25 protein-coding genes are annotated in these 24,057 nt (G+C 65.4%); 11 read left to right on the forward strand and 14 right to left on the reverse strand.

Annotated features, from left to right (window positions below):
* Positions 1-368: 368 nt before the first annotated feature.
* From L8F45_RS16795 to L8F45_RS16805, 3 genes are read left to right on the forward strand one after another with little or no spacing between them, the layout of a single operon-like run.
* The gene (locus tag L8F45_RS16795) at positions 369-2,615 is read left to right on the forward strand and encodes a transglycosylase domain-containing protein (protein WP_342359020.1); all 2,247 of its coding nucleotides are present in this window, start codon (positions 369-371) and stop codon (positions 2,613-2,615) included.
* A complete protein-coding gene (locus L8F45_RS16800) occupies positions 2,612-3,241 on the forward strand; it encodes a DUF1214 domain-containing protein (RefSeq protein WP_342359021.1) in 630 nt (209 codons plus the stop codon). Before L8F45_RS16795 ends, L8F45_RS16800 begins: the two co-directional genes overlap by 4 nt.
* A gap of 7 nt (positions 3,242-3,248) precedes the next feature.
* Positions 3,249-3,821, forward strand: coding sequence for a DUF1254 domain-containing protein (locus L8F45_RS16805; RefSeq protein ID WP_342359022.1), 573 nt, complete (start codon positions 3,249-3,251; stop codon positions 3,819-3,821).
* A 77-nt stretch (positions 3,822-3,898) separates the two neighbouring features.
* Here the strand turns inward: L8F45_RS16805 and L8F45_RS16810 are convergent, their stop codons facing one another.
* Together L8F45_RS16810 and L8F45_RS16815 are read right to left on the reverse strand one after the other, a co-directional pair.
* A complete protein-coding gene (locus L8F45_RS16810; RefSeq protein WP_342359023.1) occupies positions 3,899-4,216 on the reverse strand; it encodes a GCG_CRPN prefix-to-repeats domain-containing protein in 318 nt (105 codons plus the stop codon).
* A 225-nt stretch (positions 4,217-4,441) separates the two neighbouring features.
* Complete coding sequence (locus tag L8F45_RS16815) at positions 4,442-5,086, reverse strand: hypothetical protein (protein ID WP_342359024.1); 645 nt, start codon at positions 5,084-5,086, stop codon at positions 4,442-4,444.
* Between the two features lie 614 nt (positions 5,087-5,700).
* Here L8F45_RS16815 and L8F45_RS16820 point away from each other — a divergent pair.
* Both L8F45_RS16820 and L8F45_RS16825 read left to right on the forward strand, forming a co-directional pair.
* Positions 5,701-6,576: a hypothetical protein gene (locus tag L8F45_RS16820; protein ID WP_342359025.1), complete on the forward strand. Its 876-nt coding sequence runs from the start codon at positions 5,701-5,703 to the stop codon at positions 6,574-6,576.
* 74 nt (positions 6,577-6,650) lie between these two features.
* Positions 6,651-7,442, forward strand: coding sequence for a MipA/OmpV family protein (locus tag L8F45_RS16825; protein ID WP_342359026.1), 792 nt, complete (start codon positions 6,651-6,653; stop codon positions 7,440-7,442).
* A gap of 6 nt (positions 7,443-7,448) precedes the next feature.
* Here the strand turns inward: L8F45_RS16825 and L8F45_RS16830 are convergent, their stop codons facing one another.
* From L8F45_RS16830 to L8F45_RS16840, 3 genes are read right to left on the reverse strand one after another with little or no spacing between them, the layout of a single operon-like run.
* Positions 7,449-7,790, reverse strand: a complete 342-nt coding sequence (locus L8F45_RS16830) for a DUF1491 family protein (RefSeq protein ID WP_342359027.1) — start codon at positions 7,788-7,790, stop codon at positions 7,449-7,451.
* Positions 7,791-7,843: 53 nt separating this feature from the next.
* On the reverse strand, positions 7,844-8,647 hold the full coding sequence (locus tag L8F45_RS16835; RefSeq protein WP_342359028.1) for a peptidoglycan-binding domain-containing protein: 804 nt from the start codon (positions 8,645-8,647) through the stop codon (positions 7,844-7,846).
* 4 nt (positions 8,648-8,651) lie between these two features.
* Entirely contained in the window at positions 8,652-9,911 is a 1,260-nt protein-coding gene (locus tag L8F45_RS16840; RefSeq protein WP_342359029.1) for a sensor histidine kinase, read from the reverse strand.
* 340 nt (positions 9,912-10,251) lie between these two features.
* Here L8F45_RS16840 and L8F45_RS16845 point away from each other — a divergent pair, with 340 nt between their 5' ends.
* Both L8F45_RS16845 and L8F45_RS16850 read left to right on the forward strand, forming a co-directional pair.
* On the forward strand, positions 10,252-10,527 hold the full coding sequence (locus L8F45_RS16845; protein ID WP_342359030.1) for a hypothetical protein: 276 nt from the start codon (positions 10,252-10,254) through the stop codon (positions 10,525-10,527).
* Between the two features lie 90 nt (positions 10,528-10,617).
* Positions 10,618-11,070, forward strand: coding sequence for a SufE family protein (locus L8F45_RS16850; RefSeq protein WP_342359031.1), 453 nt, complete (start codon positions 10,618-10,620; stop codon positions 11,068-11,070).
* Here L8F45_RS16850 and L8F45_RS16855 read toward each other — a convergent pair.
* Both L8F45_RS16855 and L8F45_RS16860 read right to left on the reverse strand, forming a co-directional pair.
* Positions 11,037-11,855, reverse strand: a complete 819-nt coding sequence (locus tag L8F45_RS16855; RefSeq protein WP_342359032.1) for a DUF6456 domain-containing protein — start codon at positions 11,853-11,855, stop codon at positions 11,037-11,039. The genes L8F45_RS16850 and L8F45_RS16855 overlap by 34 nt on opposite strands.
* Before the next feature lie 142 nt (positions 11,856-11,997).
* Positions 11,998-12,408 (reverse strand): Ros/MucR family transcriptional regulator, encoded by a 411-nt coding sequence (locus L8F45_RS16860; protein WP_342359033.1) that lies wholly within the window; start codon positions 12,406-12,408, stop codon positions 11,998-12,000.
* 255 nt (positions 12,409-12,663) lie between these two features.
* Here L8F45_RS16860 and L8F45_RS16865 point away from each other — a divergent pair, with 255 nt between their 5' ends.
* Positions 12,664-14,820: a S9 family peptidase gene (locus L8F45_RS16865; RefSeq protein WP_342359034.1), complete on the forward strand. Its 2,157-nt coding sequence runs from the start codon at positions 12,664-12,666 to the stop codon at positions 14,818-14,820.
* A gap of 1 nt (position 14,821) precedes the next feature.
* On the opposite strand, the gene L8F45_RS16870 is transcribed toward L8F45_RS16865, so the two are convergent.
* A complete protein-coding gene (locus L8F45_RS16870; protein ID WP_342359035.1) occupies positions 14,822-16,315 on the reverse strand; it encodes a hypothetical protein in 1,494 nt (497 codons plus the stop codon).
* Positions 16,316-16,609: 294 nt separating this feature from the next.
* On the opposite strand from L8F45_RS16870, the gene L8F45_RS16875 reads away from it, so the two are divergent.
* Positions 16,610-17,206 (forward strand): superoxide dismutase, encoded by a 597-nt coding sequence (locus tag L8F45_RS16875; RefSeq protein WP_342359036.1) that lies wholly within the window; start codon positions 16,610-16,612, stop codon positions 17,204-17,206.
* 75 nt (positions 17,207-17,281) lie between these two features.
* Here the strand turns inward: L8F45_RS16875 and L8F45_RS16880 are convergent, their stop codons facing one another.
* Genes L8F45_RS16880 through pdxA form a run of 3 tightly spaced genes read right to left on the reverse strand, consistent with a single transcriptional unit; the run spans position 17,282 to position 19,108 of the window.
* On the reverse strand, positions 17,282-17,788 hold the full coding sequence (locus L8F45_RS16880; protein WP_342359037.1) for a GNAT family N-acetyltransferase: 507 nt from the start codon (positions 17,786-17,788) through the stop codon (positions 17,282-17,284).
* The gene (locus tag L8F45_RS16885) at positions 17,785-18,063 is read right to left on the reverse strand and encodes a type II toxin-antitoxin system TacA family antitoxin (protein WP_342359038.1); all 279 of its coding nucleotides are present in this window, start codon (positions 18,061-18,063) and stop codon (positions 17,785-17,787) included. Before L8F45_RS16885 ends, L8F45_RS16880 begins: the two co-directional genes overlap by 4 nt.
* A gap of 58 nt (positions 18,064-18,121) precedes the next feature.
* A complete protein-coding gene (gene pdxA / locus L8F45_RS16890) occupies positions 18,122-19,108 on the reverse strand; it encodes a 4-hydroxythreonine-4-phosphate dehydrogenase PdxA (protein ID WP_342359039.1) in 987 nt (328 codons plus the stop codon).
* A 91-nt stretch (positions 19,109-19,199) separates the two neighbouring features.
* Between pdxA and L8F45_RS16895 the strand changes: the two genes are divergently transcribed.
* A complete protein-coding gene (locus L8F45_RS16895) occupies positions 19,200-19,937 on the forward strand; it encodes a pyridoxine 5'-phosphate synthase (RefSeq protein WP_342359040.1) in 738 nt (245 codons plus the stop codon).
* A 16-nt stretch (positions 19,938-19,953) separates the two neighbouring features.
* Here the strand turns inward: L8F45_RS16895 and L8F45_RS16900 are convergent, their stop codons facing one another.
* From L8F45_RS16900 to L8F45_RS16910, 3 genes are read right to left on the reverse strand one after another with little or no spacing between them, the layout of a single operon-like run.
* Positions 19,954-20,355 carry a VOC family protein gene (locus L8F45_RS16900; RefSeq protein ID WP_342359041.1) on the reverse strand — a complete coding sequence of 134 codons (402 nt, stop codon included), beginning with the start codon at positions 20,353-20,355 and terminating at the stop codon, positions 19,954-19,956.
* Positions 20,352-22,001: a methyl-accepting chemotaxis protein gene (locus L8F45_RS16905; protein ID WP_342359042.1), complete on the reverse strand. Its 1,650-nt coding sequence runs from the start codon at positions 21,999-22,001 to the stop codon at positions 20,352-20,354. The genes L8F45_RS16900 and L8F45_RS16905 overlap by 4 nt, the downstream gene beginning before the upstream one ends.
* Positions 22,002-22,058: 57 nt before the next feature.
* The gene (locus tag L8F45_RS16910; protein ID WP_342359043.1) at positions 22,059-22,961 is read right to left on the reverse strand and encodes a ChbG/HpnK family deacetylase; all 903 of its coding nucleotides are present in this window, start codon (positions 22,959-22,961) and stop codon (positions 22,059-22,061) included.
* Between the two features lie 96 nt (positions 22,962-23,057).
* Here L8F45_RS16910 and L8F45_RS16915 point away from each other — a divergent pair, with 96 nt between their 5' ends.
* Positions 23,058-24,056, forward strand: a complete 999-nt coding sequence (locus L8F45_RS16915; RefSeq protein WP_342359044.1) for a glycosyltransferase family 2 protein — start codon at positions 23,058-23,060, stop codon at positions 24,054-24,056.
* Position 24,057 lies beyond the last annotated feature (1 nt).

Below are 24,057 nucleotides of genomic sequence, written 5' to 3' on the forward strand. Positions count from 1 at the left end.
GCCTCATGGCAAAAGATCGGAGGCGGAACAACTATGACTGGTGGCAGCAGTACCGTTGTAAGAATCCCAAAAGAGGCGTTCAGCGAACTCACTAGAGAAGCGCTGGAGAAACTCTGATATGTTGAGATTCGCGACGTAGCCATTCACTTCCTGCGGGCCTTCAATCCGCGCGCTCTCCGGCATTGATTTCGGGCTTGCGGCGAAGATCGGCCGGTCCCAATCGCGGGTGCAAGGACGATCAACTGTGTTGCCGTCCCAAGGCCGCCCATGCAGCGCTCGCCCCACCCCTTGCCATTGCCTTTCCCCCTCCCCATTTTCCATTTGCCGGATGTCCCGGCGTTCAAGGCTGAAGCGATCCCGTCGCCGCCATGCTCCCTGACGCCCCGCGCATCACCTGGGGCGCTCGCCTGAAGCGGGCGTTGCTTGGCGCGGATTCAGCCGTCGATTCCGGGCTCTGGTCGCTGACGCGCGCGGCGGGTGACGCCTATGCGCGCTTCCAGATGTTCATGGACCGCTTCCATCTCACCGGCGCCAAAAAGGCGTCGGTCGATCTCGCTTGCGAGGCGCTGACGATGGGCGCGGCCGGCGGCGTCGTGATGATCGCGCTCGCCGCGCCGGCCTTCCGCGAGGCGCCGGAAGAGCTGATGAAGCGGCAGGAGCTCGCGGTCACTTTCCTCGATCGCTACGGCAACGAGGTCGGCAAGCGCGGCATCAAGCATGACGACTCGATTCCGCTCGATGAATTTCCCGATCATTTCATCAAGGCCGCGCTCGCGACCGAGGATCGCCGCTTCTACGAGCATTGGGGCATCGATCCCGTCGGCACGGCGCGCGCGCTGTCGGCCAATTCGCGCGCCGGCGGCGTCGTGCAAGGCGGCTCCTCGATCACGCAGCAGCTCGCGAAGAACCTCTTCCTTAGCAATGAGCGCTCGCTCGAACGCAAGATCAAGGAAGCCTTCCTCGCGCTCTGGCTCGAGACCCGGTTGTCGAAAGACCAGATCCTCAAGCTCTATCTCGATCGCGCCTATATGGGCGGCGGCGCGTTCGGCGCCGCGGCGGCGGCCGAATTCTATTTCGGCAAATCGGTGAAGGACCTCAACCTGGCGGAATCCGCGATGATGGCGGGACTGTTCAAGGCGCCGGCGAGATTCGCGCCGCATATCAACCTGCCGGCCGCGCGCGCCCGCGCCAGCACGGTTCTCTCGAACATGGTGGAGGCCGGCTTCCTCACCGAAGGCCAGGTGCTCGCCGCGCGGCGCAATCCGGCGGCGCCCGTCGATCGCAAGCGCGACGCGACCCCTGACTATTATCTCGACTGGGCGTTCGATCAGATCAAGAAGATGGCGGAAGCCGGCAAGCTCGGCTCCGATCGCGTGCTCACTGTCAAGACGCCGCTCGACCGCGGGCTGCAGCAGAAGGCCGAGCAGGCTCTCGAAAATTCGCTGCGCCAATATGGCGACCAATATAATGTCGGCCAGGGCGCAATCGTCGTGATGGACCTCGATGGCGCCGTGCGCGCCGTCGTTGGCGGCCGCGACTATGGCGCGAGCCAGTTCAATCGCGCGACCGACGCGCTTCGTCAGCCGGGCTCCTCCTTCAAGCCCTTCGTCTATGCGACAGCGATGTCCGATCCGCTCACCGCGGCGAAATACAAGCCTGACTCGATCGTGCGCGACGCGCCCGTCTGCATCGGCAACTGGTGTCCGCGGAATTATTCCGGCGGATTCGCCGGCGCCATTCCGTTGACCGTCGCGTTGGCGAAATCCTACAACACCATTCCCGTCTGGATGTCGCTCGACCTGTCGCCGCGCGACGAGAAAGGCGAGCGCACCTATCGCATGGGGCGCGCCAAGATCATCGCCACGCTGAAAGCGATGGGTTTCACCACCGACATCAAGGACACGCCTTCGCTGCCGATCGGCGCCGTCGACGTCACCGTGATGGATATGACGTCGGGCTATGCGACCATCGCGAATGGCGGCAAGCTTACGCGACCCTACGCTGCGATCGAGATTCACAACAGCGCGGGCGAACTCATCTGGCGACAGGACCGGGACGCTGCGCCGCCAAAGCAGATCCTCTCGCCGCAGGTCGACAGCGATCTCGTCTACATGATGTCGAAGGTGGTCGAAGAAGGCACGGGCCGCCGCGCCATCCTGCCGGGAATCAAGGCGGCGGGAAAAACCGGCACCACGAACGCCTATCGCGACGCCTGGTTCATCGCTTTCACCGGCAATTATGTCGGCGGCGTCTGGATGGGCAATGACGACTACGCCAGCATGGCGACGATGACCGGCGGCACGGTGCCCGCGATGACGTGGCATGAGGTGATGGCCTATGCGCATCAGGGGCTCGACATCAAGCCGATCCCGCTGTTGACGCGGGACCCCGCGCCTCCGCCCGTCCCTGTCGCGGCGCGCGCGCCGAAGACGGATGCGAAAGCCGAGACGCTGGCGCAGCGTCCGGCGACGCTTTCGCGCAAATCGCTCGATGCGCTCGGCGCGCTCGAACAGCAGTTCAAATCGGCCGGCGCTTCAAGGCCGAGCGCGCGGGCGCCGATGCTGCGCGAAGTCGCCGCAGCGCCACAGGACACGCCGCAAATCCTCTCGCCATGAGCGTCGCATCCTCGTCCACGCCGCCCGCTGATCACAGACGCGGCGGCGCCGGCTTCATCATCCGCCTGCTCGCGATCCTCGCCATCGGCGGCGGCCTCGGCCTCTGGTCCGCCGTCTATGCGCTGCAGGATCAGGCGGGCTTCGGGCGCGTCGATATCGGCGCCTGGTCGACCTATCCGCGCGCCGGCGGCTTCGATGTCGATCCCTATGCGCGCGCCGCGATCGCGCGTCGCGGCGAGTTGCCGCTCGGCGCCGGCGAAGGCGTGATGCTGACCGCGATCCGCGATGATGACGGAAGGCCGCTCAACGGCCGCTGCGATTATCTGCTGCAAGGCTTCATGCCGGTCGCGCGCGGCTGGACGCTGACAATACACAAGCCCGATGGCGGGTTGTTTCTCGAGCGCCCGGCCCGACATGGCCTGACCTCGGGCGAGGCCGTGCGCGAAGCCGGCAGCCGCGTGACGATCGCGCTGGCGCGCGAGGCGCGCAGCGGCAACTGGTTGCAATTGCCGACATCAGGCGGCTTCCAGCTCGCGCTGCGGCTTTACGACACGTCGGCGAGTTCGATCAGCCGCGCGCTCGATCGTTCGCAACTGCCGCGCATCGCGCGCGTGAGATGCGTGTGAGGCTACGATGACGCGCCTGGGCTGGTTCCTTTTCACGCTGGCATGCGGCCTTGTGCTTGCCGGCGTCGTGCATATCGCCGCGGTGCTGCTGACGCCGGCCTTCGCCGGCGACGGGCCGCTGGCGCGCATGCTGAACGACGCGCCTTTGCATCAGGCGACCCTGCTCCCCGCGCCAACGCCCGCTGCGCCCGGGCTCGCCTTCACTGACCCCGCGACGGCGATGTCGATCTGCCCCTATGATCTCGACAGGGAGCCGGTGCGCGTGCGCATCGCCGCCGGCGACGAGCTTCTTACGCTGTCATTCCATTCACCTGACGGGCGCGTGTTCTATGCGTTGAGCGACCGCGCGGCGCAGCGCGGAATCATTGATCTCGTACTGTTCACGCTCGATCAGCTCGGCGAGGCGTTGCGCGCGGAAGACGAAGATGATGCGCCGCGCGATGTTCGTTTGCTGTCGCCGGTGCGGCGCGGCTTCGTCGTCGCGCGCGTGCTGGCGCTGCAGCCGACCGACATGCCAGACGCGCGTCTGCTCGCGAGCGGCCTGACCTGCGAGCCGGACCCGAACGTGCTGGGAAAATAAGGCGCTCTCTACAACGACGCCGCGCTTGACGATCAATGCCCACGGCTTGCGCCGAGGGCATTCCTGCAATCAGGGAACTATCTGATCGGACGGCAGACGCCGCGCTGGGTCAGGAAGAAGCCGCGCGGGCAAACTCGCCCGGGGCGCACCACCACCGGCGGGCGCACAGGCGCCACGATGACAGGACGCGGGCGCGGAGCGACGACGACAGGGCCAAATCCGTTGCGCACGCAGAAGCCGCGCGGCGCGCGATGGAAGCCAGGGCCGCAGCCCTGCGCGACGAGCGTCAGCAAACCGCCTTCCGGCGCGGCGGGCGCGATCGGCATCGCCTGCGACGCGGACGCGCCGGCGAGAAGCATGGCGCTCGCGAATGCTGCAGCGATCAGACTCTTCATGAAATTCCTCCTTTGGATCACGACTTGACCCAATCAAAGTGCGGGACCGTGATCGATTCCGAGAGTTGAGAGCATGGCGTGAAAAACCGGTTCCCGCTTTTTCGCGCCATGCTCCATAGCCGATGCGAACGCCGGCCATAGAGGAATGCTAAGAGCACGAATTTGTATCGGGGATGAATGACAAATTTTTAATGTCGGGAGCAACCGCCTACGCGAGCTCTTTCATTATCCCTTGCGCACGACAACGTTGCCGCCAGGTCCGATGATGCCGGGCCGCGTGCGCCATTGCGGACCAAACAATATTTCCTCGCTGTAGAAATGCCCGTCGGGCGGCATGCGCAGGCCGCGATCGATCGCGATGTCGCGGAACGGATCGGGGCGCACGCATCCCGTGGCGCGCAGAACGCCGAAATCATGCTCGAGCGTCGTCAACTGCCGCTCTGCAAGAACAGCTTCCGCTTGCGGCATGGCCACAAACAGATGTTCGAGCGCATGCCGATAAGAGACGAGCCGCATCGCCATGCGGTTGCAGACCCAGGCGATCAACATGCTGTTCTCGCGCACGCGAATCTTCGCATTCGCGACATCGCCCACAGTCATGTCGGGCACTTGCCACATAGCGGTCAGTCGCTGCCGGTCGCTGTCGATCACACGGGCGGCGGACGCGGCGAAGGGAACAAGCAGCGCGCGATCCTGGGAGGTGTCGTCGGCGATCCGGGCGAAGCGCGACGCCGGCGACCGAAAATTATCCGAGAGAAGCGCCTCTTTGTACCAGGTCTTCGTTTCCGGGAAATATTCCGCATCGATCGTTCCGACGCGGGCCATGTCATATACGAGATGATCGAAATATGTGCGTTCTTTCGCGGGCATCAGAAAACGCCAGGCGCGCTTACGCAATTCCTGCTCATCGTCAGTGAAAGGATAACTCGATTCGGTTGGCCCCACGATCGGCGCCACGAGGGCCGAGAGGGCGTTTTCCTTGGGGCGACCGAAATCGCCGCGTTCCGCGCAGGCGCCGAGCAACAGTGTCGCGCAAGCAAATGCGATGGCGCGTCCTGCCCTCATCCGCCCGAAGCGTCTTCAGGCGCGCTTGCGACGCCCGCGCTGCGCTCCACGCCCCTTGGAGGAGGCGTTGGCGCCGGTCGGCTCGCCATTATCAATTCGGCGCTCATAGCGAACGCCCGTGAAAAAAAGAATCTGGCCGCGCGGCTCGTCGACTCCGAGGCTGCGCCTGCCCGCTCCGGCTAAATGCCCCGGCCAAGCGATCACGGTGCCCATCCTGGTCTCCTTCGCGTCCTATCGACGCAGTTCGATCCAACGCAATCATGGTTAACGAGCCGCTAACGAGTTGGGCGTACGGTGGCGCACAGTCCTTATTTCGAGGCTCATTGCGTCTTTCGCGTCACAGCATGCCCGCCGAAAAACAGCATTCCCGTGCGTTATCGACGCATTCAGGACTATCGCGCCCCGCGACGCGCGCCGCTGTGCTCGAGGACATAGCGCGCGCTTTCGTCACCGCCGCCGATCGCGATCCGCGCGCCGCCGAGACTTTCGCCGACATCGCGACAGCGCTCATCCCGCGCGTCGAGATGTCGACCGCCGTGGCCGTCGCGCGCCTGCTTGCAGGCTGCAAGGACGTCCCTGCGCCCGTGCTTGCGGCGCTCGCAGCGCGGGGCCTCAAGCCACGCGGCGCCAAATCCACGCCCACTCTTCCGCCGGCCGACATCTGGACGTCGCCGGACGACGCGTCCGCAGCCCGCGATGAGAAAGCCCCGTCGCACGCATCCTTTCTTCCCGTTGGCGCTTCCGCCCGCGAGAAAGCGATCGCCGACGCGGCGCGGCTCGCCGCGCTCGACTCCGGACCGGAGCTGCGGCGCACGCTCGACTCCGTCACGTCGCTGGCGCTGGCGCGGGCGGCCGAACGCAGGGACGGCGAAGACGCCGCCGCCATCCTTGCGCGCGTCGTCGGGCTCGGCGCCAACGCGCTCGCCCCCGCCTTCATCGATCCAACAGGCGAGTCGCTCGCCATCCTGCTCAAGGCCGCCGGCCTCACCGATGATGAGGCGATCCGCCTGCTCGTTGGCGTCGGTCCGACGCCGGTTCAGTCCGGCGCCGGCCTGAAAGCGGCGATGCGCGGCTTCCGGGCGCTCGATCGCGCCACCGCGATCCGGCTTTTATCCACAGCCGCCGGCGCCGGCTGGTCGGCCCGTCCGACGGCGGCTGACGAAGCGGGACCGCGACGCGGCGCCGCAATCTCCGCCACGATCTCGCCATCATTGGCCCGCCCAACGGGAGCGCCCGCCGGGCGCGCCGCCGAGTCCGCGCCCGCCCCCCGCGCCTCTTCGCGCGAGCGTGGTTGAAGGGCGCCATGAGGCGGGTTACACGGCAGGGAATGAGTGTGTTGTTTCAACGACGTGGCGGCTGCCCGTTAACCTTGGCGACCGCCGCGATCGCAGTTCTTGCGGCGCCTGCGGTCGCGCAAATGCAGGCGGCGTCCGTCAAGGACGAGGGCTGGATCATCAGCCTGCGCGCCAACGCGGTCGTCGGCCCCGCATGGCCCGGCAGCGACAAATTCAGCTTCATCGCTTTTCCCTCGGCTTCGATCCGTCGCGCCGGAACGCCGAACCAGTTTTCCGCGCCTGACGACGGCATCGGTCTTGCGCTCATCGACAATGGCGTGCTGCGCGTCGGCCCCGTCGCGCGCTTCGTCGGCGGCCGCTACGCGTCACAGGATGCGCGCCTGCAAGGCCTGCGCACGATCAAGTGGGGCGGCGAGTTCGGCGCCTTCGCGGAATTCTGGCCGGTGCAGGACGTATTGCGCGGCCGTCTCGAAGTGCGCCAGGGCGTGCGCGCCCATTCCGGCCTCGTCGCCGATGTCGGTCTCGATGCGGTCTACAAGGCCGGCCAGCACACGCTCTCGCTTGGCCCGCGCGTGTCGATGGGCAGCGATCGCTATGTCGACAAGTTCTACAGCGTGACGCCGGCGGAAGCAGCGGCGAATGGTCTTGTCTCCGCTTATGCGGCGTCAGGCGGCGTGACGTCGGTCGGCGCGCTCGCGGCCGTGAATTCGGCCTGGTCGCCAACATGGTCGACGTCGGTCTACGCCGGTTACAAGCGCCTGACAGGCGACGCGGCGCAAAGCCCGATCACGCGCGGCCTCGGTTCGCCGAACCAGTACACGTTCGGCGCGACCGCGACCTACAACTTCTCGTTCGGCGGCTTCTGAGCATTTTCAAATCTCGAAGAAGCTGCGCCCTTCGCGATCCTCGACTTCGACGAACCAGAGATCCGGATCGAAACGGATCTCTTTCTTCATACGCTCTTCGGCGGCGAAAGACTCTGTCGTCTCCGCATCGTGCAGCCGCACGAATTTCCGATCGAGCGAGTCTTCATCGTAATCGCTTTGCGGCGCCGGTCCGAAGAGAATGGCGGTTCCGTCGAGCCGATCGACCTTGATGAAGATTGCGCCAGCGCTCGCAGCGCCACGCCGACGCAATACGGCCGGCGCGTTCGCCGCCGCGCAACGGCGCAGCCAGGCTGACACCCAGATGTCTGATGTGACGCGCGCGGACATGCAGCGAGGTTGAAGGCGCGCAGATGCGCGCCGTCAAGCAACAATGAAAATGATCAGGGCCGGCTTGCGGCGACCGTGCCGGACTCGCGCAGGAGTTTCGGGCTGATCTCGCCCGTCACCTGCCATTTGTGGTCGCGCTCATATTTCTCGATGGCGGCGCGCGTCGCCGGCCCCATGAAGCCGTCAGGCTTCACCGACGCCGCGCCCTGACGCACGAGATAGCGCTGCACCTGCTGGATTTTCGGATCAGGCTCCGACGGCACGCCGCCGGGAGGCACGATGCCGCCACGGATCAATTCGGCCAGCGCGTCGCCCTTCGCGGTCGCAGGCGTCGCTGGCTTTGCAGCCGGCTTCTCCGCATTCGCATTCTTTTCAGGCGCGGCCGGTTTCGCCGGCTTGTCAGGCGTCGCGCGCGCAGGCTTGTCCGAGACGTCCGACATCAGACGCGCAAGCGATTGCTGTTCAGTCTGCGGCTGCGCAGCCTGCTGAGACTGAACTTGCGCCGCCGATTGCGGCGCAGGCGCTGCGACAGGCGCGGGCGGCGTCAACGCCGCGACCTCCTGCTGCGGACGCGCCGGCGGCAACGGCCTTTCAGCAGCGACGCGCGCGGCTGCGGCCGCCTTGCGGGCCGCGTCGATGCGCGCCTGTTCAACCGCTGCGAACAGAGGCGCGGGATGACGCGCCGATTGTAGCACCAGCGCGTTCACGGCGATGCCCGTCGCCGCGATCGCGATCACGCCCGTGAGCACAATGCGGCGGCGTGGCCAGCGCGACAGGCCAAGCTTCGAGAAAAGCCCGCTCGGGCGCTTCGCCTTGCGCGGCTTTCTGGCGCGCGGCGGAGCGGGTTGCACTTGCATCAGATCAGGCACGGAGGCGCACCGGTTCATTCACGGCGTCGATAACAAGGCCCGGACGAGTCTTCGTGCGGGCCACGGTGAGAATAGGAGCGACGGCTCCGGGCGCCATTTCGGCGCGGCCGTCGAGCGGCAGGCGAACGGTGACGGTCGTGCCGAGATTCTGTCCGCTTTCAAGCACGATCGCGCCGCCAAGCAAACCAGCAAGCCGGCGAACGACCGACAAGCCCAGGCCCGTGCCCTCATAGGGGCGATCGTAGGACGAACGCGCCTGGAAGAACGGATTGCCGAGACGCGGCAGATCCTCGACCGCGATGCCGACACCTGTATCCTCAACGACAATATCGAGCGCGCCGCCGACTCGCGCCGCGCGCACGGTGACGACGCCCTTGGCCGGCGTGAACTTCACCGCATTGTTCACGAGGTTGATCAGGATCTGCCGGCAGGCGCGACGATCGGACACGATCTCGCTGACTTCAGGCGCGAAGTCACGCTGCAGATCGACCTCCGCCTGGGCTGCGCGAATCCCCATCATGTCGCAGACGCCGTTCAGCAGGCCGCGCAGATCGAACGTCTCCGGCTCGACCTCGAAGGTGCCGGATTCGAGCTTCGACATGTCGAGCAGCATGTTCACGATCTCAAGCAGATGCTCGCCTGAATCGCGAATGATCTTGGCGTATTCGCAACGACGTTCGTTGGTGATCTGGCCGAGTTGCTCCGATCCCAGAATTTCCGAGAAGCCGATGATCGCATTGAGCGGCGTGCGCAGCTCATGGCTGATGGTCGCGAGGAAGCGATCCTTGGCGACGCTGCTCGCTTCGGCGTCAGCCTTGGCGCGCGCCAGCTCATCTTCCCGCGCGCGCGCATCGCTCACATCCCGCAGCACCGCGACGCAACCGCCCTTATGAGGCGCGCAGCGCATTTCGACATCGATGAAATTATCGATCTCGCGCGTCGCGCCGCCGCGACGAACGCGCAGCGTTTCAGAGCGCGCCGCAGAGCCATGGCAGGCGTCGCTGACCGCCTTGAGAAAGGCCGGCCTGTCGCTGATATGGATGCGGACGAAAAGCCCGTCATTCCCAAGCGCATCGGTCGACACGCCGAAGAGAGATTGCGTGTCGCCGGACGCAGATACGACATTCGCCTGCGCGTCGAAACGCGCGACAACATCGCCGAGCGCCGCATAGGGCTCGGGCGTCGCCGCTTCCGCCGCAGGATCAATATCGGGCTTCGGCAGCAGTCGAGATAGGATAATCGGAAGCCACATACTCCGCGCCGTCCCCGCGCAGATCATAAGCCTGCGCTTGTTCATTCCCCGCGACCCTCGCAGTCGCCTCTTAAGGTCCCCCTAAAAGTAGTGAGCGCGTCCAGCGCGCAGCTGCGTTTCCGCCCCGTTTCGACGCGATTGCGCATGAGCGGCGCGGCGTTTCTCGGCGAATGGTGAACGCCGCGTTTCTGAAATTCAGCGCGAGCCGCCCATCCCCGGCATCCCCGCAACCTTCGTTGCATTCCGGTTAATTCGCGACGCGGAATGCATGCGAATCGTTTCACGCGACCTTGGCGCGCCTCTGTCATCTCTGTCGCGAGACGGGGAAGGCGGATACGCCATGTTGGGACGCATCACGAAGACGATCATCTGCGTCGGCGCCATCACGGCGATGTCGACCGAGCGCGACGTGACGAACGACCTGAAATCGCTCGCGGCGAACGCGCCGCAGGCGGCGATGGTTCAGGCCCAGGCGGCCTGCGCCGCCGATCCCGATCGCTGCGTCTCGGCGCTGCGCACCATCAGCGACCTGATCGCGCTGACGACCCCGCAGCCCTCGCGCGACACGCTCACGGCTTCCGACCGGGCGGCTGCGCCCCTGCGCCGCGGCGGCTGAGCCCGCAGGCCTTCACAGGCGCTCAGGGAACGCTTACCTGCCGGTGGAAGGCGCTTTAAGCCTTCGTGACGCAACCTCCGGCCGGAACCCATGACATCCGGGATCGACGCCATCCTCGACGACTTCTCCGTCCTCGACGAATGGGAAGACCGCTACCGCTATCTGATCGAGCTGGGAAAGACGCTCGAGCCCCTGCCTGACGCCGCCCATAACGACGTCAACAAGGTGCGCGGCTGCGCGAGCCAGGTCTGGATCGAGCCGCATGTCGACCATTCGACCTCGCCGCCGCGTCTGTCGTGGCGGGGCGACAGCGACGCCCATATCGTCCGCGGGCTGGTTGCGCTCACTCTCGCCTTCTTCAACGGGCGCACGCCGGAAGAGGTCGTCGCGGGCGATGCGCTGAAGCTTTTCAGCGATCTCGGCCTCGCCGAGCATCTAACGCCGCAGCGCTCGAACGGCGTGCGCGCCATGGTCGAGCGCATCAAGGCGGACGCGCGGGCGGCGCGCGATCAGGCCGCCGCGCCGTCGATGTCGGGGCGATAACCGTCCGCGCCCCAGAAGCGCAGGCCGCCGGAGCGCTCCGGCCCCTTCGCCTCCGCCGCCAGTCCGTAATGTCGGGCCAGCCGCGACAGGCCCATCTCCAGCACCAGTTTGGCCGAACGCGCCGGCCACTGGCGTTCGCGCTCGACCTCGGGCAGGCGTTTGAGGAAGCCGCAGACATCGATCAGAAGGCCCGAGAATTCGGGGCCTATAGCGATCAGCGCGCGATCGACCCGCTGGCGAGCTTCCACCATGGCCTCGGTCGCGAGCCCGGGATCGGCGCACCGCCGGCCGCTCGCCACCGACGCCGACCAGTTGGCCGTCACTCGCGGCATGATCTGCGCTCGTTCGAGATCGGCCCGCAGACGCTCGCCCGCCGCGAACTGCACCGCCGAAATCAACGGTTCGCCGTCCGGCCCCTTGCGACGATGCAGCCAGGCGAGCGGGCTCTCCGCCTCATTGACGAGAACAGGCCCATCTCCACGCGTCACCTCTCGGAGATCGGCGTGCTGGGCGAGAAAGGCGCGCTCGGGATCGGCGCGGAGGCGCGCCAGTCGGGCCCGACCCGCCGCGGTGATTTCGAGCCGGGGCCGGCCGGCCGCCAACCGCCTGACGGCGAGATCGTCCGAAATCAAAGTCCCCACCACATCGGCCGGGAAGCGCGCGCCGCGACCGGGCCCGGCGAGAGCTCCGTTCGCCCTTGTGATCCGCGCCGGCCCGCTCTCCAGAAGGCCAAGCAGCCGATCCGCCCGGCCATCTCTCTGATAAGTTGTTGCGTTGCCCACCATGCCGCCACCTGTTCACTATATGTTCCTATTGTAGGAATATAATCTTTAGGAGCGTGACGCAAGCTTTTTCTTTGCGCGCGGACAAGAAAAACGCCGCGACGAAATCGCGGCGCTTGGGCGGTCTCCGGCTTTCCCGAGGGCGTCAGCGCCGCTTGCGCTTCTGGCCGAGACCCATCTGCTTTGCGAGATTGGAGCGGGCCTTGGCGTAGTTCGGCGCCACCATGGGATAGTCCGGCGGCAGGCCCCATTTCTCGCGATACTGCTCCGGCGACAGGTTGTACTTGGTGCGCAGGTGCCGCTTGAGCGATTTGAACTTCAGCCCGTCTTCCAGACAGACGAGATATTCGAGATGGATCGACTTCTTCGGGCTGACCGCCGGCTTGGCGGGCTCGCTCGGCGCATCGAGCACCACGACATCGAGGCTCGTCAGGGCGCCATGCACGTCGCGGATCAGGCTCGGCAGATCAGACGCGGAAACTGTATTGTTGCTGACATAGGCCGAGACGATCTCTGACGCCAATTCGATATAGCTCGCGGACTCATCGGTTTTCATGATGCGCCCATCCCTTTCCCGCTCCGCGGCGGCCGCGAGGCGACGCCCCGTCAAGTTATTCCCATAGCATTTCCGCTAGGCTGATTTGCACGAATATTCAAGCAATATTTCCCCATTTCACGCGTCTCTTTCATCTCAATTAGCGCAGGTCTCGCGAAGACTTCCGCAACGGACGCGAATTGAGCAAAACCGATTCTTGCCGCGACGCGTTGCTCATCTTATCTGATCCATGACTGACGAAAGTTGTGAGACGCCATGGCCGCCCGGTCCTCAAAATCGCGCCCGAAGAAAGCCGCCGCGGCGAAAACGAAGCCACGCAAGTCGAAGACCGTTCCGCCGCCTGTCGCCGAGCGCAGGCCGCAACCCTTCACGCGCCACGGGATCACCGTCGCCGACGATTACGCTTGGCTGAAGGATTCGAACTGGCGCGAAGTGCTGCGCAAGCCGAAGGCGCTTTCGCCTGATATTCGCGCGCATCTCGAAGCCGAGAACGCCTACACCGAGAGCCTGCTTGGCCACACCGCATCGCTGCAGAAGAAGCTGGTCGCGGAAATGCGCGGCCGCATCAAGGAAGACGATTCCTCTCCGCCCTCACCCGACGGCCCCTTCGCCTACTTCCGCAAATACAACGAGGGCGGCCAGCATCCGATGATCGGGCGTCAGCCGCGCGACGGCGGCGACGCTCATTTCATTCTCGACGGCGATGCGCTTTCGAAAAAGTCGGACTTCTTCCAGTTCGGCGACGCGACGCATTCGCCCGACCATACGCTTGAAGGCTGGAGCGCCGACGTCAGAGGCTCGGAGTTCTTCACCATTCGCGTGCGCGACTGGACGACTGGAAAAGATCGCGACGACATTATCGAAGAGAGCGATGGCGATCTCGTCTGGACCCGCGACGCCAGCGCCTTCTACTACATCAAGCTCGACGACAATCACCGGCCGCTCAGCGTCTATCGGCACAGGCTCGGAACGAAGCAGAGCGAAGATGAACTCGTCTATCAGGAAAAGGACGAGGGCTGGTACGTCAATATTTCGGAAAGCGCGACCGGGCGCTATTGCATCATCTCCGGCGGTGATCACGAGACGTCGGAGCAGAGGCTCATCGATCTCGCTGACGTCAACGCAAAGCCCGTTCTCATCGCGGCGCGCGAGACGCGCGTGAAATATGACGCGAATGATCGTGGCGACGATCTCTACATCCTCACCAACGCCGACGGCGCGATCGATTTCAAGATCGTCACGGCGCCGATCGCCGCGCCGGCGCGCGCGAACTGGCGCGATCTGATCGCCCATCGACCCGGCGCCTATCTCGAGGAAATCGAGCTGTTCAAAGGCTGGCTCGTGCGCCTCGAACGCGAGAACGCGCTGCCGCGCATCATCATTCGCGATCTCGCCACCAACGAAGAACACGCCATCTCGTTCGATGAAGAAGCCTATGCGCTCGACATGGAGGGCGGCTACGAGTTCGACACGACCACGCTGCGCTTCAGCTATTCCTCGATGACCACGCCGAACGAGGTGTGGGACTATGACATGAAGGCGCGCACGCGCGTCCTGCGCAAGCGGCAGACCATTCCGTCAGGCCATGATCCCGCGCGCTATGTCACAACGCGCATCTTCGCGACCGCGCATGACGGCGCGCAAGTGCCGGTTTCGATCCTGCGCCTGAAGGACACGCCGGTCGATGGCGGCGCGCCGCTGCTGCTTTACGGCTACGGCTCCTACGGCCTCACCATTCCCGCCTATTTCTCCGCCAATCGTCTTTCTCTCGTCGATCGCGGCTTCGTCTACGCCATCGCGCATATTCGCGGCGGGGCCGACAAGGGCTGGAGCTGGTATCTCGACGGCAAGCGCGAGAAGAAGACCAACACGTTCGACGATTTCGCCGCCGCAGCGCGCGCGCTGGTCGATGCGAAATACACATCGGCGAAAAGAATTGTCGGCCATGGCGGCAGCGCCGGCGGCATGCTGATGGGCGCGGTCGCGAACCGCTCCGGCGAACTGTTCTGCGGCCTCGTCGCCGAAGTGCCGTTCGTCGATGTGCTCAACACGATGCTCGACGCCGATCTGCCGCTGACGCCGCCGGAATGGCCGGAATGGGGAAATCCCATCACCGACGAAACCGCTTTCAAACAAATCCTGTCCTACTCGCCCTACGACAATGTCGCGGCGAAGGACTATCCCGCGATCCTCGCCATGGGCGGGCTCACCGATCCGCGCGTCACCTACTGGGAGCCGGCGAAATGGATCGCGCGATTGCGCGCGACGATGATGTCGGGCGGGCCTGTTCTTCTGCGCACCAATATGGGCGCGGGCCATGGCGGCGCGTCGGGCCGCTTCAACCGGTTGAAGGAAGTGGCGCTGGTCTACGCCTTCGCGCTGTGGGCCGTGGAGCGCGCCGCCGTCGCTTAGATCACGTTCCGGTCGGACGCGTCGTCATGCGCTCGTCGATGTAGCGGCGCAACTCATCGAAGGAGCGGAATTCGAGACGTCCCGTCGGCGTCTCCGCTTCGATCGAACCGTCATCGAACATGGTGTAGCGGTTCGGCCCGCTCGAGAAGCTGCGCACCATTTTCTTGCGCGGAGCTTCCGTCTCAGGAGCGTTCGCCGCCTCGAGCTCGGGTTCGGGCGCGACTTCGTGGAACGACGGCGCGGGTTCGTCCGCCGCCGCATCCTCCGCGACCGGCTCGGGATCGCGCGGCGCTTCAGCCACGACCGGCTCGCTCGCGCTCTCCTCAACGGCGGCGGCTTCGACCGCGACCTTCTCGACCGCCGTCTCAACTTCCGGCTCGGGCGTGGAAGCAGCTTCGGCAGGCTCGATCTCGGGTGCAGTCGATACAGGCGTTTCGGCCTCCGCCGGCTGTTCGACCTTGTCGATCGCGTTGTTGTCGGCGGAATCGGCTGCGGCTGCGGGCTTCGCATCCTCGGCGACCTTCTCCTCCGGCGGCGCAACCGTGGGCGCAACGCGCAGATTCGCGCGATAGGATTCGCCTGATATCGGGCCGGCTGGCCGCGCGGGCGAGCGCGGGGCGCCGGGACGTTCGCGGCGCGCGATGATCTCGTTGAGAATGGTGTCGATGTCAGGCGGCTTCGGCGTCGCGGGCTGCTCGGGCTCGACCACCGCCGCGATGGCTTCGTCGACCTGGTCCTTCTGCTCAGCGGCCGCCTCTGCGACGGGTGCGGGCTTGTCTTCGACAGTCGCGGATTCGGCGACGGCTTCGTGCGCCGGAGTCTCGTGAGCCGAATGAGCCGAGGCGGAGAGGCGCTCGCCGAAGATGTGGGCGTCGCCGCCCGCATCAGTCGCGTCCTTCGTCTTCGTCGACGCCGCGACGACTGCGGCGCCGATCACGGCTGCAGCCGCCGCGGGCGCGGCGACAGGCGACAACGCCGCGGGAGCGGCCGGCGCGATCTCTTCCGGCTTCGCCTGACGCCAGCCCGGCGAAGCCGGAGACCGTTCGGCCTGCGACGCCGCGGCGCGCTGCGACCAGTTGCGCAAACCCGACTTCAGGATCGGATCCTGCGAACGCGCCGCGGGCGCAGATGCGGGCGCCGGCGGCGGAGGTGGAGCGGCCGCAAGCTCGGCCTCCACGGCGGCAAGCACGGCGTCAGCGGGCGCCGACGCGGCGAGCGGCGGAAGGGGCGCAGGCGCCGCAAGAGGAGCAGGCATGACAGTCGCAGGCGTCGCTGAAGCGACCGGGCGCGCCGCCAGCGCATCGATGACGGCGAAACGCGCCTTGCGCAGCTCGCGCACCAACATCGCGATCGCCAAGACAATGCAGGCCGACGCGATGGCGACGGCGCCTCCGGTGAGGAAAGCCGCATTGCGATCGTCGAAGCCGAGCCAGCCTGCGACGAAGCCCGCGGCAGCGAGGACCGCGCTCAGGATCGCGAGGAAGGAAAACGTCATGTCAAACTACGCCTCTTCTTTTTCTGACTTTTCGATGACAGGAATAGAACGGCAAAAGAAAGACGAATGACAGGAATGACATCCCACTGTTGTTCCCGGAAGCTTGTCTGACGAGATCACGCCGCACTTTGATTGAATCCACCAAAGTGCGGGAACGTGATCGATTCCAAAAGCTTAGAGCATGGCTTTTGCGAAAAACCCGACTTCCACTTTTTCGCGCCATGCTCTACGGTCCTCACTGACCGTCAGCGCGGCTGATCAGGCCGTCAGGTTCAAGCCTCACAGGAGACCAGAATGTCCTTCACCCTCCCCGACCTGCCCTACGCCCATGACGCGCTGCAGCCCTATATGTCGAAGGAAACCCTCGAGTTCCATCACGACAAGCATCATCTCGCCTATGTCAACAACGGCAACAATCTGCTGAAGGGAACCGAGTGGGAAGGCAAGAGCCTCGAAGAGATCGTCAAGGGCTCTTTCGGCAAGAACGCCGGCCTCTTCAACAATGCTGGCCAGCACTACAACCATCTCCATTTCTGGAAATGGATGAAGCCGAATGGCGGCGGCAAGATTCCCGGCAAGATTGAAAAGGCGCTGATCGACGGCTTCGGCTCGGTCGACAAGGCGAAAGAGGAATTCGTCCAGGCGGGCGTGACGCAGTTCGGCTCGGGCTGGAGCTGGTTCGCGGTGAAGGACGGCAAGGTGATCGCGACGAAGACGCCGAACGGCGAAAGCCCGCTCGTCCATGGCGCGACGCCGATTCTCGGCTGCGACGTGTGGGAGCATTCCTACTACATCGACTATCGCAATCGTCGCCCCGACTATCTCAAGGCGTTCGTCGAGAACCTCGTGAACTGGGAATATGTCGAAGAGCTCTATAGCAAGGCTGCGTGAGCTATTCGCAGCAACTGCGAATTTCAGAAAGGGGCCGCGAGGCCCCTTTTTCGCTTCAGTTCGTTCGCGACGGTCTTACGCCATGGACTTCGCCAGCATCGCGAAGGGCAGGACAAGCGACAATGGCGCGTCATTCAATCGAACCGCGCCATAACCTTCATACCATCGCACGGCGCGATCGCTTTTCGCATCAACAAGCAAAGCGACGCCGCCGACCTGTTCCGCCACCGCCATGCAACGACGTGCGGCGGCGACCAGCAGCGCTCCGCCGAGCCCGCGCCCTTGAACGCTGACATCCACGGCAAGACGACCTAATCGGAAAACCGGAATCTCATGACGCGCGAGGCCACGCTTCGCGACTTTCGGCGTTCGCGCATATTCGAGCGAAGCCGGACTTAACGAGTAGAAACCCAGAATGCGCAAAGGCGCATCTTCGGAGACCGCAATGAATGTCTTGGCGCCGCCGCTTTCGTGATTCTGACGAGCATAGCGCTGCAAATAGATGCAGAGATCAGCGTCGCCGCAGTCGAACGAGGCGCGATCGTGCCGCTTGTCGATAGGCGTTTCACGCCAAACGATCACGTCAGTTTCTGGCCGGCCTTCGCCACCCGGATCAGGCGCGCAGGCGGCGGCGGCGGATTTTCCAGAAGATCGAGAATGCGCAAGCTATCGCGCTCCGACAATGCGAGTCGCTCCGCCTGCTCGACGACCTCTCGCGCGCGAGGCAGGGCGGCGCGCAGGATGAAGCCCGTCAGATCGAGATTTTCGAGCGCGGCCGCGCGCGCGATCATCGCCTTCTGTTCGGCGGGAACACGAAGCTCGATGCGGCTGCTGTTGTCGTTGATCGTGCGGGCCATAGGAGAACTCCCCAGCTATATAGTGTACGGCTGTATTCCGTACAAGTCTTTTTCAAATTCAACCCCGTCTCATCATCGCAACCGCCAAATCGAACGCCGCGCGCAGCGATGATTCATCGGCGACGCCCTTGCCCGCGATCTCGAACGCAGTGCCGTGATCGACGCTGGTGCGCACGAAGGGCAACCCCACCGTGACGTTCACGCCGCGATCAAGACCGAGATACTTCACCGGGATCAGGCCCTGATCGTGATATTGCGCAACGACGATATCGAACTCGCCCTTGCGCGCCCGCATGAACACGGTATCAGGCGGAAACGGCCCCTGCGCATCGAAGCCTTCGGCGCGCGCCTGCGCGATCGCCGGCGCGATGATCGCATCGTCCTCTTCGCCCATCAGCCCGTGTTCGCCCGCATGCGGATTTAGGCCGGCGACCGCGATGCGCGGCTTCGCGATTCCAAAGCCGCGACAAGCGTCAGCGGCGAAGCGGATCGCGCGCAATTCATTCTCCGGCGTGATCATCGCGATCGCTTGCGTTAATGGCACATGGATCGAGACGAGCAGCACGCGCAATTCGTCATTCGCGAGCATCATCGCGACGTGGTCGACGCCGGCGCGATCGGCGAGCAGTTCGGTATGGCCGGGAAATGAAACTCCGGCCGCCGCCAGCGCCTCCTTGTGGATCGGCGCGGTGACGATGGCGCGCAACGCTCCCGACAGCGCGAGATCGGCGCCGGCGATGATCGCGTCGTAGGCGGCGCGGCCGGCGCGCGCATCGATCTTTCCCGGCGCGATGTCGGCCCCGATGTTGGACGCGGCGATGACGTTGATCGCCCGCGGGTGCGCCGCGGCCTCGCGCGGATGCGCGATCCCGATAATCTCGCGCTTCGCGTCCAGTATTTTCGCCGCCTTCTTCAGCGCGCCGATATCTCCGATCGCCAGCGCCGGATGCGGCAGGCCGCTTTCGAAAAGCCTGACGGTGATCTCGGGGCCGATCCCGGCGGGATCGCCCACGGTCACGCCAATCGGCAGTTCATGCAAAGCCATGCGTTCATCGCTCCGTTGCGCCGCAGAGACGCAGTGTTCCCGGCGGCGGCGCGGTGATAACGGAGCAAGCGCGCTTACGAAAGACACCGCCATGGCCCGCCTCAGCGTCAACCTCAACAAGATCGCGCTCCTGCGCAATTCCAGGCGTACCGGCGTGCCCGATCTCATGGCCTTTCCGAAGCTCGTGCGCGACGCCGGCGGCGAAGGGATCACCATTCATCCCCGCCCCGACGAGCGTCATATCCGCCATAGCGACGTGGCGCCGCTCGCCGCAGCGATCGCCCCGTGGCGGCCGGCCTTCGAATACAACATCGAGGGGCGGCCCGATCCGACCTTCATGGCGCTGGTCGAATCCGTGAAGCCGGAGCAATGCACTCTGGTGCCGGATGCGCGCGACGCCTTCACCTCCGAAGAAGGCTGGAAGCTTGGCGACGCCGAAATCGCCGAGTTGAAGCCCGTCATCGCAAAGCTCAGGGCGATCGGCGCGCGCGTGATCCTGTTCGTCGATCCCGATCCCGCCATCGTCGCGCGCGTTCCCGCAACCGGCGCGCAGGGCGTCGAGATCTATACCGGCTCCTACGCGGAAGCCTTCCGCCGCGGCGACGGATCGGCGTTGCTCGGCAAGATCAAGGGACTCGCGGAAGCCGCGCGCGATGCGGGGCTCGTCGTCAACGCAGGGCATGATCTCAACCTCAACAACATTCCGCCGCTGATGCAGGCCGTTCCCTTCCTGCATGAAGCCTCGATCGGCCATGAGTTGACGGCCGACGCGCTGATTTCAGGATTTTCCGCGACGGTCGCTGCCTATGCAAAAGCGCTGAAGAGCTGAGCGCGAGGTCAGCGCGCTAGGAATCTTTCGCTGCGCGCGGTTCGATCAGATCCCAGCGATTGCCGTAGATGTCCTCGAAGACCGCGACGACGCCGTAGCTTTCGCGCCGCGGTTCTTCGATGAAGTTCACGCCCGCGGCGACAAATGCGGCATGGTCGCGCGCGAAGTCGTCCGTCTCGAGGAACAGCGCGACGCGCCCGCCTGTCTGGTCGCCAATGCGCGCCGCCTGACGATCATTCGCGGCCTGGGCCAGGAGAAGCCGCGCGTCGCCCGCACCCGACGCGACGACGACCCAGCGCTTGCCATCACCGAGATCGCTGTCTTCGATCAGCCGGAAGCCAAGGCGGCCGACATAAAAGCCGATCGCTTCGTCGTAATCGCGGACAACAAGCGTGATCAGCGCGATGCGGCGCGTCATGCCGCCGCGACGCCTTTCAGGAAACGATCAACCGTCAGCCTCAACTGCTCGGCGCGGCCGGCGACATCGCTTGCGCCCGACCTCACGGCGTGGGCGACGTCCTCGGTGCGCGCGGCGTCTGCGGCGACGATCTGCACGTTCGAGGACACGAGCGTGCTCGCGTCAGCCGATTGCCCGATGCTTTCGGCGATCGCCGCAGTCGCGTGCGACTGGCGGCTCACCGCGCTCGAAATGGCTTGCGCGACGCCTTGCAGATCGAGCATGCGGCGCGCGATCTCCTCCATCGTCGCCACTGCTTCATTGCTTGCCTGGCGCACCGCATCGATGCGCTCGGAAATGCTTTCGGTCGCCGACGCCGTCTGATGGGCGAGCGCCTTCACTTCGCTCGCGACCACGGCGAAGCCGCGGCCGGATTCTCCGGCGCGCGCCGCCTCGATGGTGGCGTTGAGGGCGAGCAGATTGGTCTGGCTCGCGATGTTCTGGATGAGATCGACCACCTCGCCGATGCCCTGCACCTGCCCCGCGAGTTCGCGGATCGCTTCGGTGGTTTGCTCAGCGCCGGCGCTGGCGTCGATCATGGCGCGCGAGGCGCGGCCGGACTGCGCATCAATCTCGCTGATCGAACCCGTCAACTGGGAGGCGGCCTCAGCCGCGGTGCGGCCATAGGCGGAGGATTCTTCCGCCGCCGCGCTGGCGTCGCTGGCGCGGCTGAGCGTGGTCTTGACGACCGTCAGCAGGCCGCCCGCCGCCTCTCCCATCTTCTCGCTGCGCTGCTCGACTTCGGCCAACGCCGCCGAGACCTCGGCGCGGAAACCCTCGATGAGCTTGTCGACGCGCGCCTGACGCGCGATCAGCGCGCGCTGCTCGTCGTCGCGCTCGCTCTGGAGACGCACGCGGTCGCGCATGGATTCGCGAAAGCCGCTGACGGCGCGCGCGATGGCGCCGATCTCATCGCCGCGCTCGATCGCCGGAATGTCGCCGTCGAGAGCGCCCTCAGCCATGGCGTCAATGCGTTTCGCCAACCCCCGCACCGGGCTCGCAAGGCGCGCAGCCGCCAGCCAGGTCAATCCTGCGAGAAGCAGCAGCACCGCGCCGAGCGCCACAATCATTGTTGCGGCCTCGGTGCTGGCGCGGCTCACCACGCGCGAGCGATCAAAGGAGAAGGCGACATAGCCAACGATCTTGTTGTTGCGCGCGATCTTCAGCGCGCGCAGGACGTAGAACGTGTCGCCGCGCGCGATTTCCGCATGGTCCTGCCTTTGAACGATCTGCCACGGCGGCTCGCCGAAGACTTCGTTGAGATGTTTGACGCGGAAAGAGAGCCGCGTCTCCTCGTCCTTGCCGGCGGACGCCATGACCGCGCCGGCGTCATCGACAACGATTGACGCGCGATAGTCAGGGTCGCTCCGCAACGACTCCAGCAGATAGGTCAGCATCGCCATGTCGCGGAACAGCACGATGTTCGGCGCCGCATTGCTGACGATCGATATGCCGGCGCCGATGCGCTCGGCGAAATCACTCTGGCTGCGGTGGCTGTTGTAGAGCACGCCGGCGCCGCCCAGCAGCGCCAGGGGAATGGCGACCAGCGGCATGACGAGCCCGACAATGCTGCGACGCATCGATTGCAGACGCGCCCGCGCGCTCATACCCGTCTCCCGCCGCGCCCCGCGGCATTCCCCGCTAACAAGGTTAGATCGAAACTGTTAACCCTTGCTTGCGGAGTTGCGATCTCCGGAACGACCTCGGCCGCTCAGCCGCCGGAGCCCCAGGCCAGCTTCGGCGCAGACTTCATCGAACCGCCCGCTGGCGAGAAAAGCGAGTTCGCGCGGGCGCGTCGCGATGACGGGATCGGCGGCGCGCAGCTCCTCATCGATCTCGCCGGGATGGCACATGACGAGATGGGCAGGACCCGGGCGTTTCAGCGCGCCGGCGAATTCCGCGCCATAGTCCGCCTCGGGATCGAAGGCGCTGAAGCCGGAGAAGCCGCGATTGGTCGCAAGGCCCGCGCGCCGGGCGCGCGCGCCAAAGCCCGCCGCGATCACGGCGACAGAGAGCGCCTTCGCCGCCGCCGGCCGGGCGAGAATGGCGGAGAGACGATCGGCGGGATCGCGCACGAAGAAGCCGGACCGGCCGCCATAGCGCCTTGCCAGGATCGCGATCAGGTTTGCGCCAATTCCGGGCAGCGCATGGGCGTGCTGGTGCCCGTCGACGAAATCAGGCGGGCCGCCGAATTCCGCCTCGAAAGCGTCGAGCTGGCGCCCGATCTCGGCGGCGATCTCGGCGCGCGCCGAAGCGGAGAGCAGCGCCAAACGCGCGAGGCGCGGCAGCAGCGGCAGTTTCCCTTCCGGCGCCACATCAGGCATCGCGCCAAGGGGGGCGCCGCAGGTGAGATTGAGATGGACGCCGATGTCGGCCGCTTTCGCGAAGGGTTTCAGCGCCGGCGCGCCGGCGCGCCAATGCGGGCGATTGGTCATGGCGCCGGTCGCGGACAGGCGCCCAAGCGCCAGCAGCCCGAGAATCCCCTCGCTGACGGCGGGCGTCAGCGCGTAATCGTCGGCGCAAAGGGCGAAGCCGCGTTCATCATCTGTTGAGGCGGCGTCCGCCATCACATCTCCCACTTATCCAGTCTGCGCCCCGCTTTCGCGCGCTTCCCGTCTATGCTCAATCGCGGAGCGCCGACGCCAACCCTTACGAGTCGCACCATGGGCCTTGAGCCCCCCGTCCTGTCCATCGTCATCCCGGTCTATAACGAGGCCGGCGGCCTTGATGAACTCGTCGCGAAGCTGGCCGAAACGATGGCGCGCATCGAGCCGTCCTTCGAGGTCGTCTTCGTCAATGACGGCAGCCGCGACGCCACGGCCGACGAACTGCGCCTCCTCTGCGCTGCAGACTCCAGACTCTCGGCGGTGTCCTTCAGCCGAAATTTCGGCAAGGAGATCGCCATCGCCGCCGGGCTCGATCATGCGCGCGGCCAGGCCGTGGTGATCATGGACGCCGACCTGCAGCATCCGCCAGAGGTGATCGCCGAGTTCCTCGCCAAGTGGCGCGAAGGCTACGCCAATGTTTATGGCGTGCGCCGCGACCGCGCGATCGAGAGCCCGCTCAAACGAGCCTTCGCGCGCGGCTTCTACAAGCTCTTCGCGAATTTCGGCGAGACCGAGCTGCCGACCGGCGCCGGCGACTTCCGCCTGCTCGACCGCAAGGCCGTCGATGCTCTGAAAGCGCTCGGCGAACGCGCCCGCTTCTCCAAGGGCCTCTATTCCTGGATCGGCTTCAAATCGATCGGCGTGCCGTTCGATGTTCACGAGCGCGCGCATGGCTCGACGAAATGGAGCTTCCGCAAGCTTCTGCGCTTTGCGCTCGATGGCATCACGTCGTTCTCCACGGTGCCGCTGCGCGTGTGGACCTATGTCGGATTGTTCGTCTCGTTCTGCGCCTTTCTCGCAGCGATCAGGTTCACTATCGAAGCATTGTTTTACGGAATCACGACGCCGGGCTTCCCGACGCTGATCGTGTCGGTGATGTTCTTCGCCGGCATCCAGCTCATGTCGCTCGGCATCCTCGGTGAATATATCGGCCGCATCTTCGCGGAAGTGAAAAGACGGCCGCTCTACATTGTCGAAGAGCGGATGGGTTTTGACGACGCGCCGCGTCCCATGACGCGCGACGAACGTCGCACGACTGATTCTGCGGCGCGTTGAG

Origin of the sequence: Terrirubrum flagellatum, assembly GCF_022059845.1 — a bacterium.
GTDB classification, from domain to species: domain Bacteria; phylum Pseudomonadota; class Alphaproteobacteria; order Rhizobiales; family Beijerinckiaceae; genus Terrirubrum; species Terrirubrum flagellatum.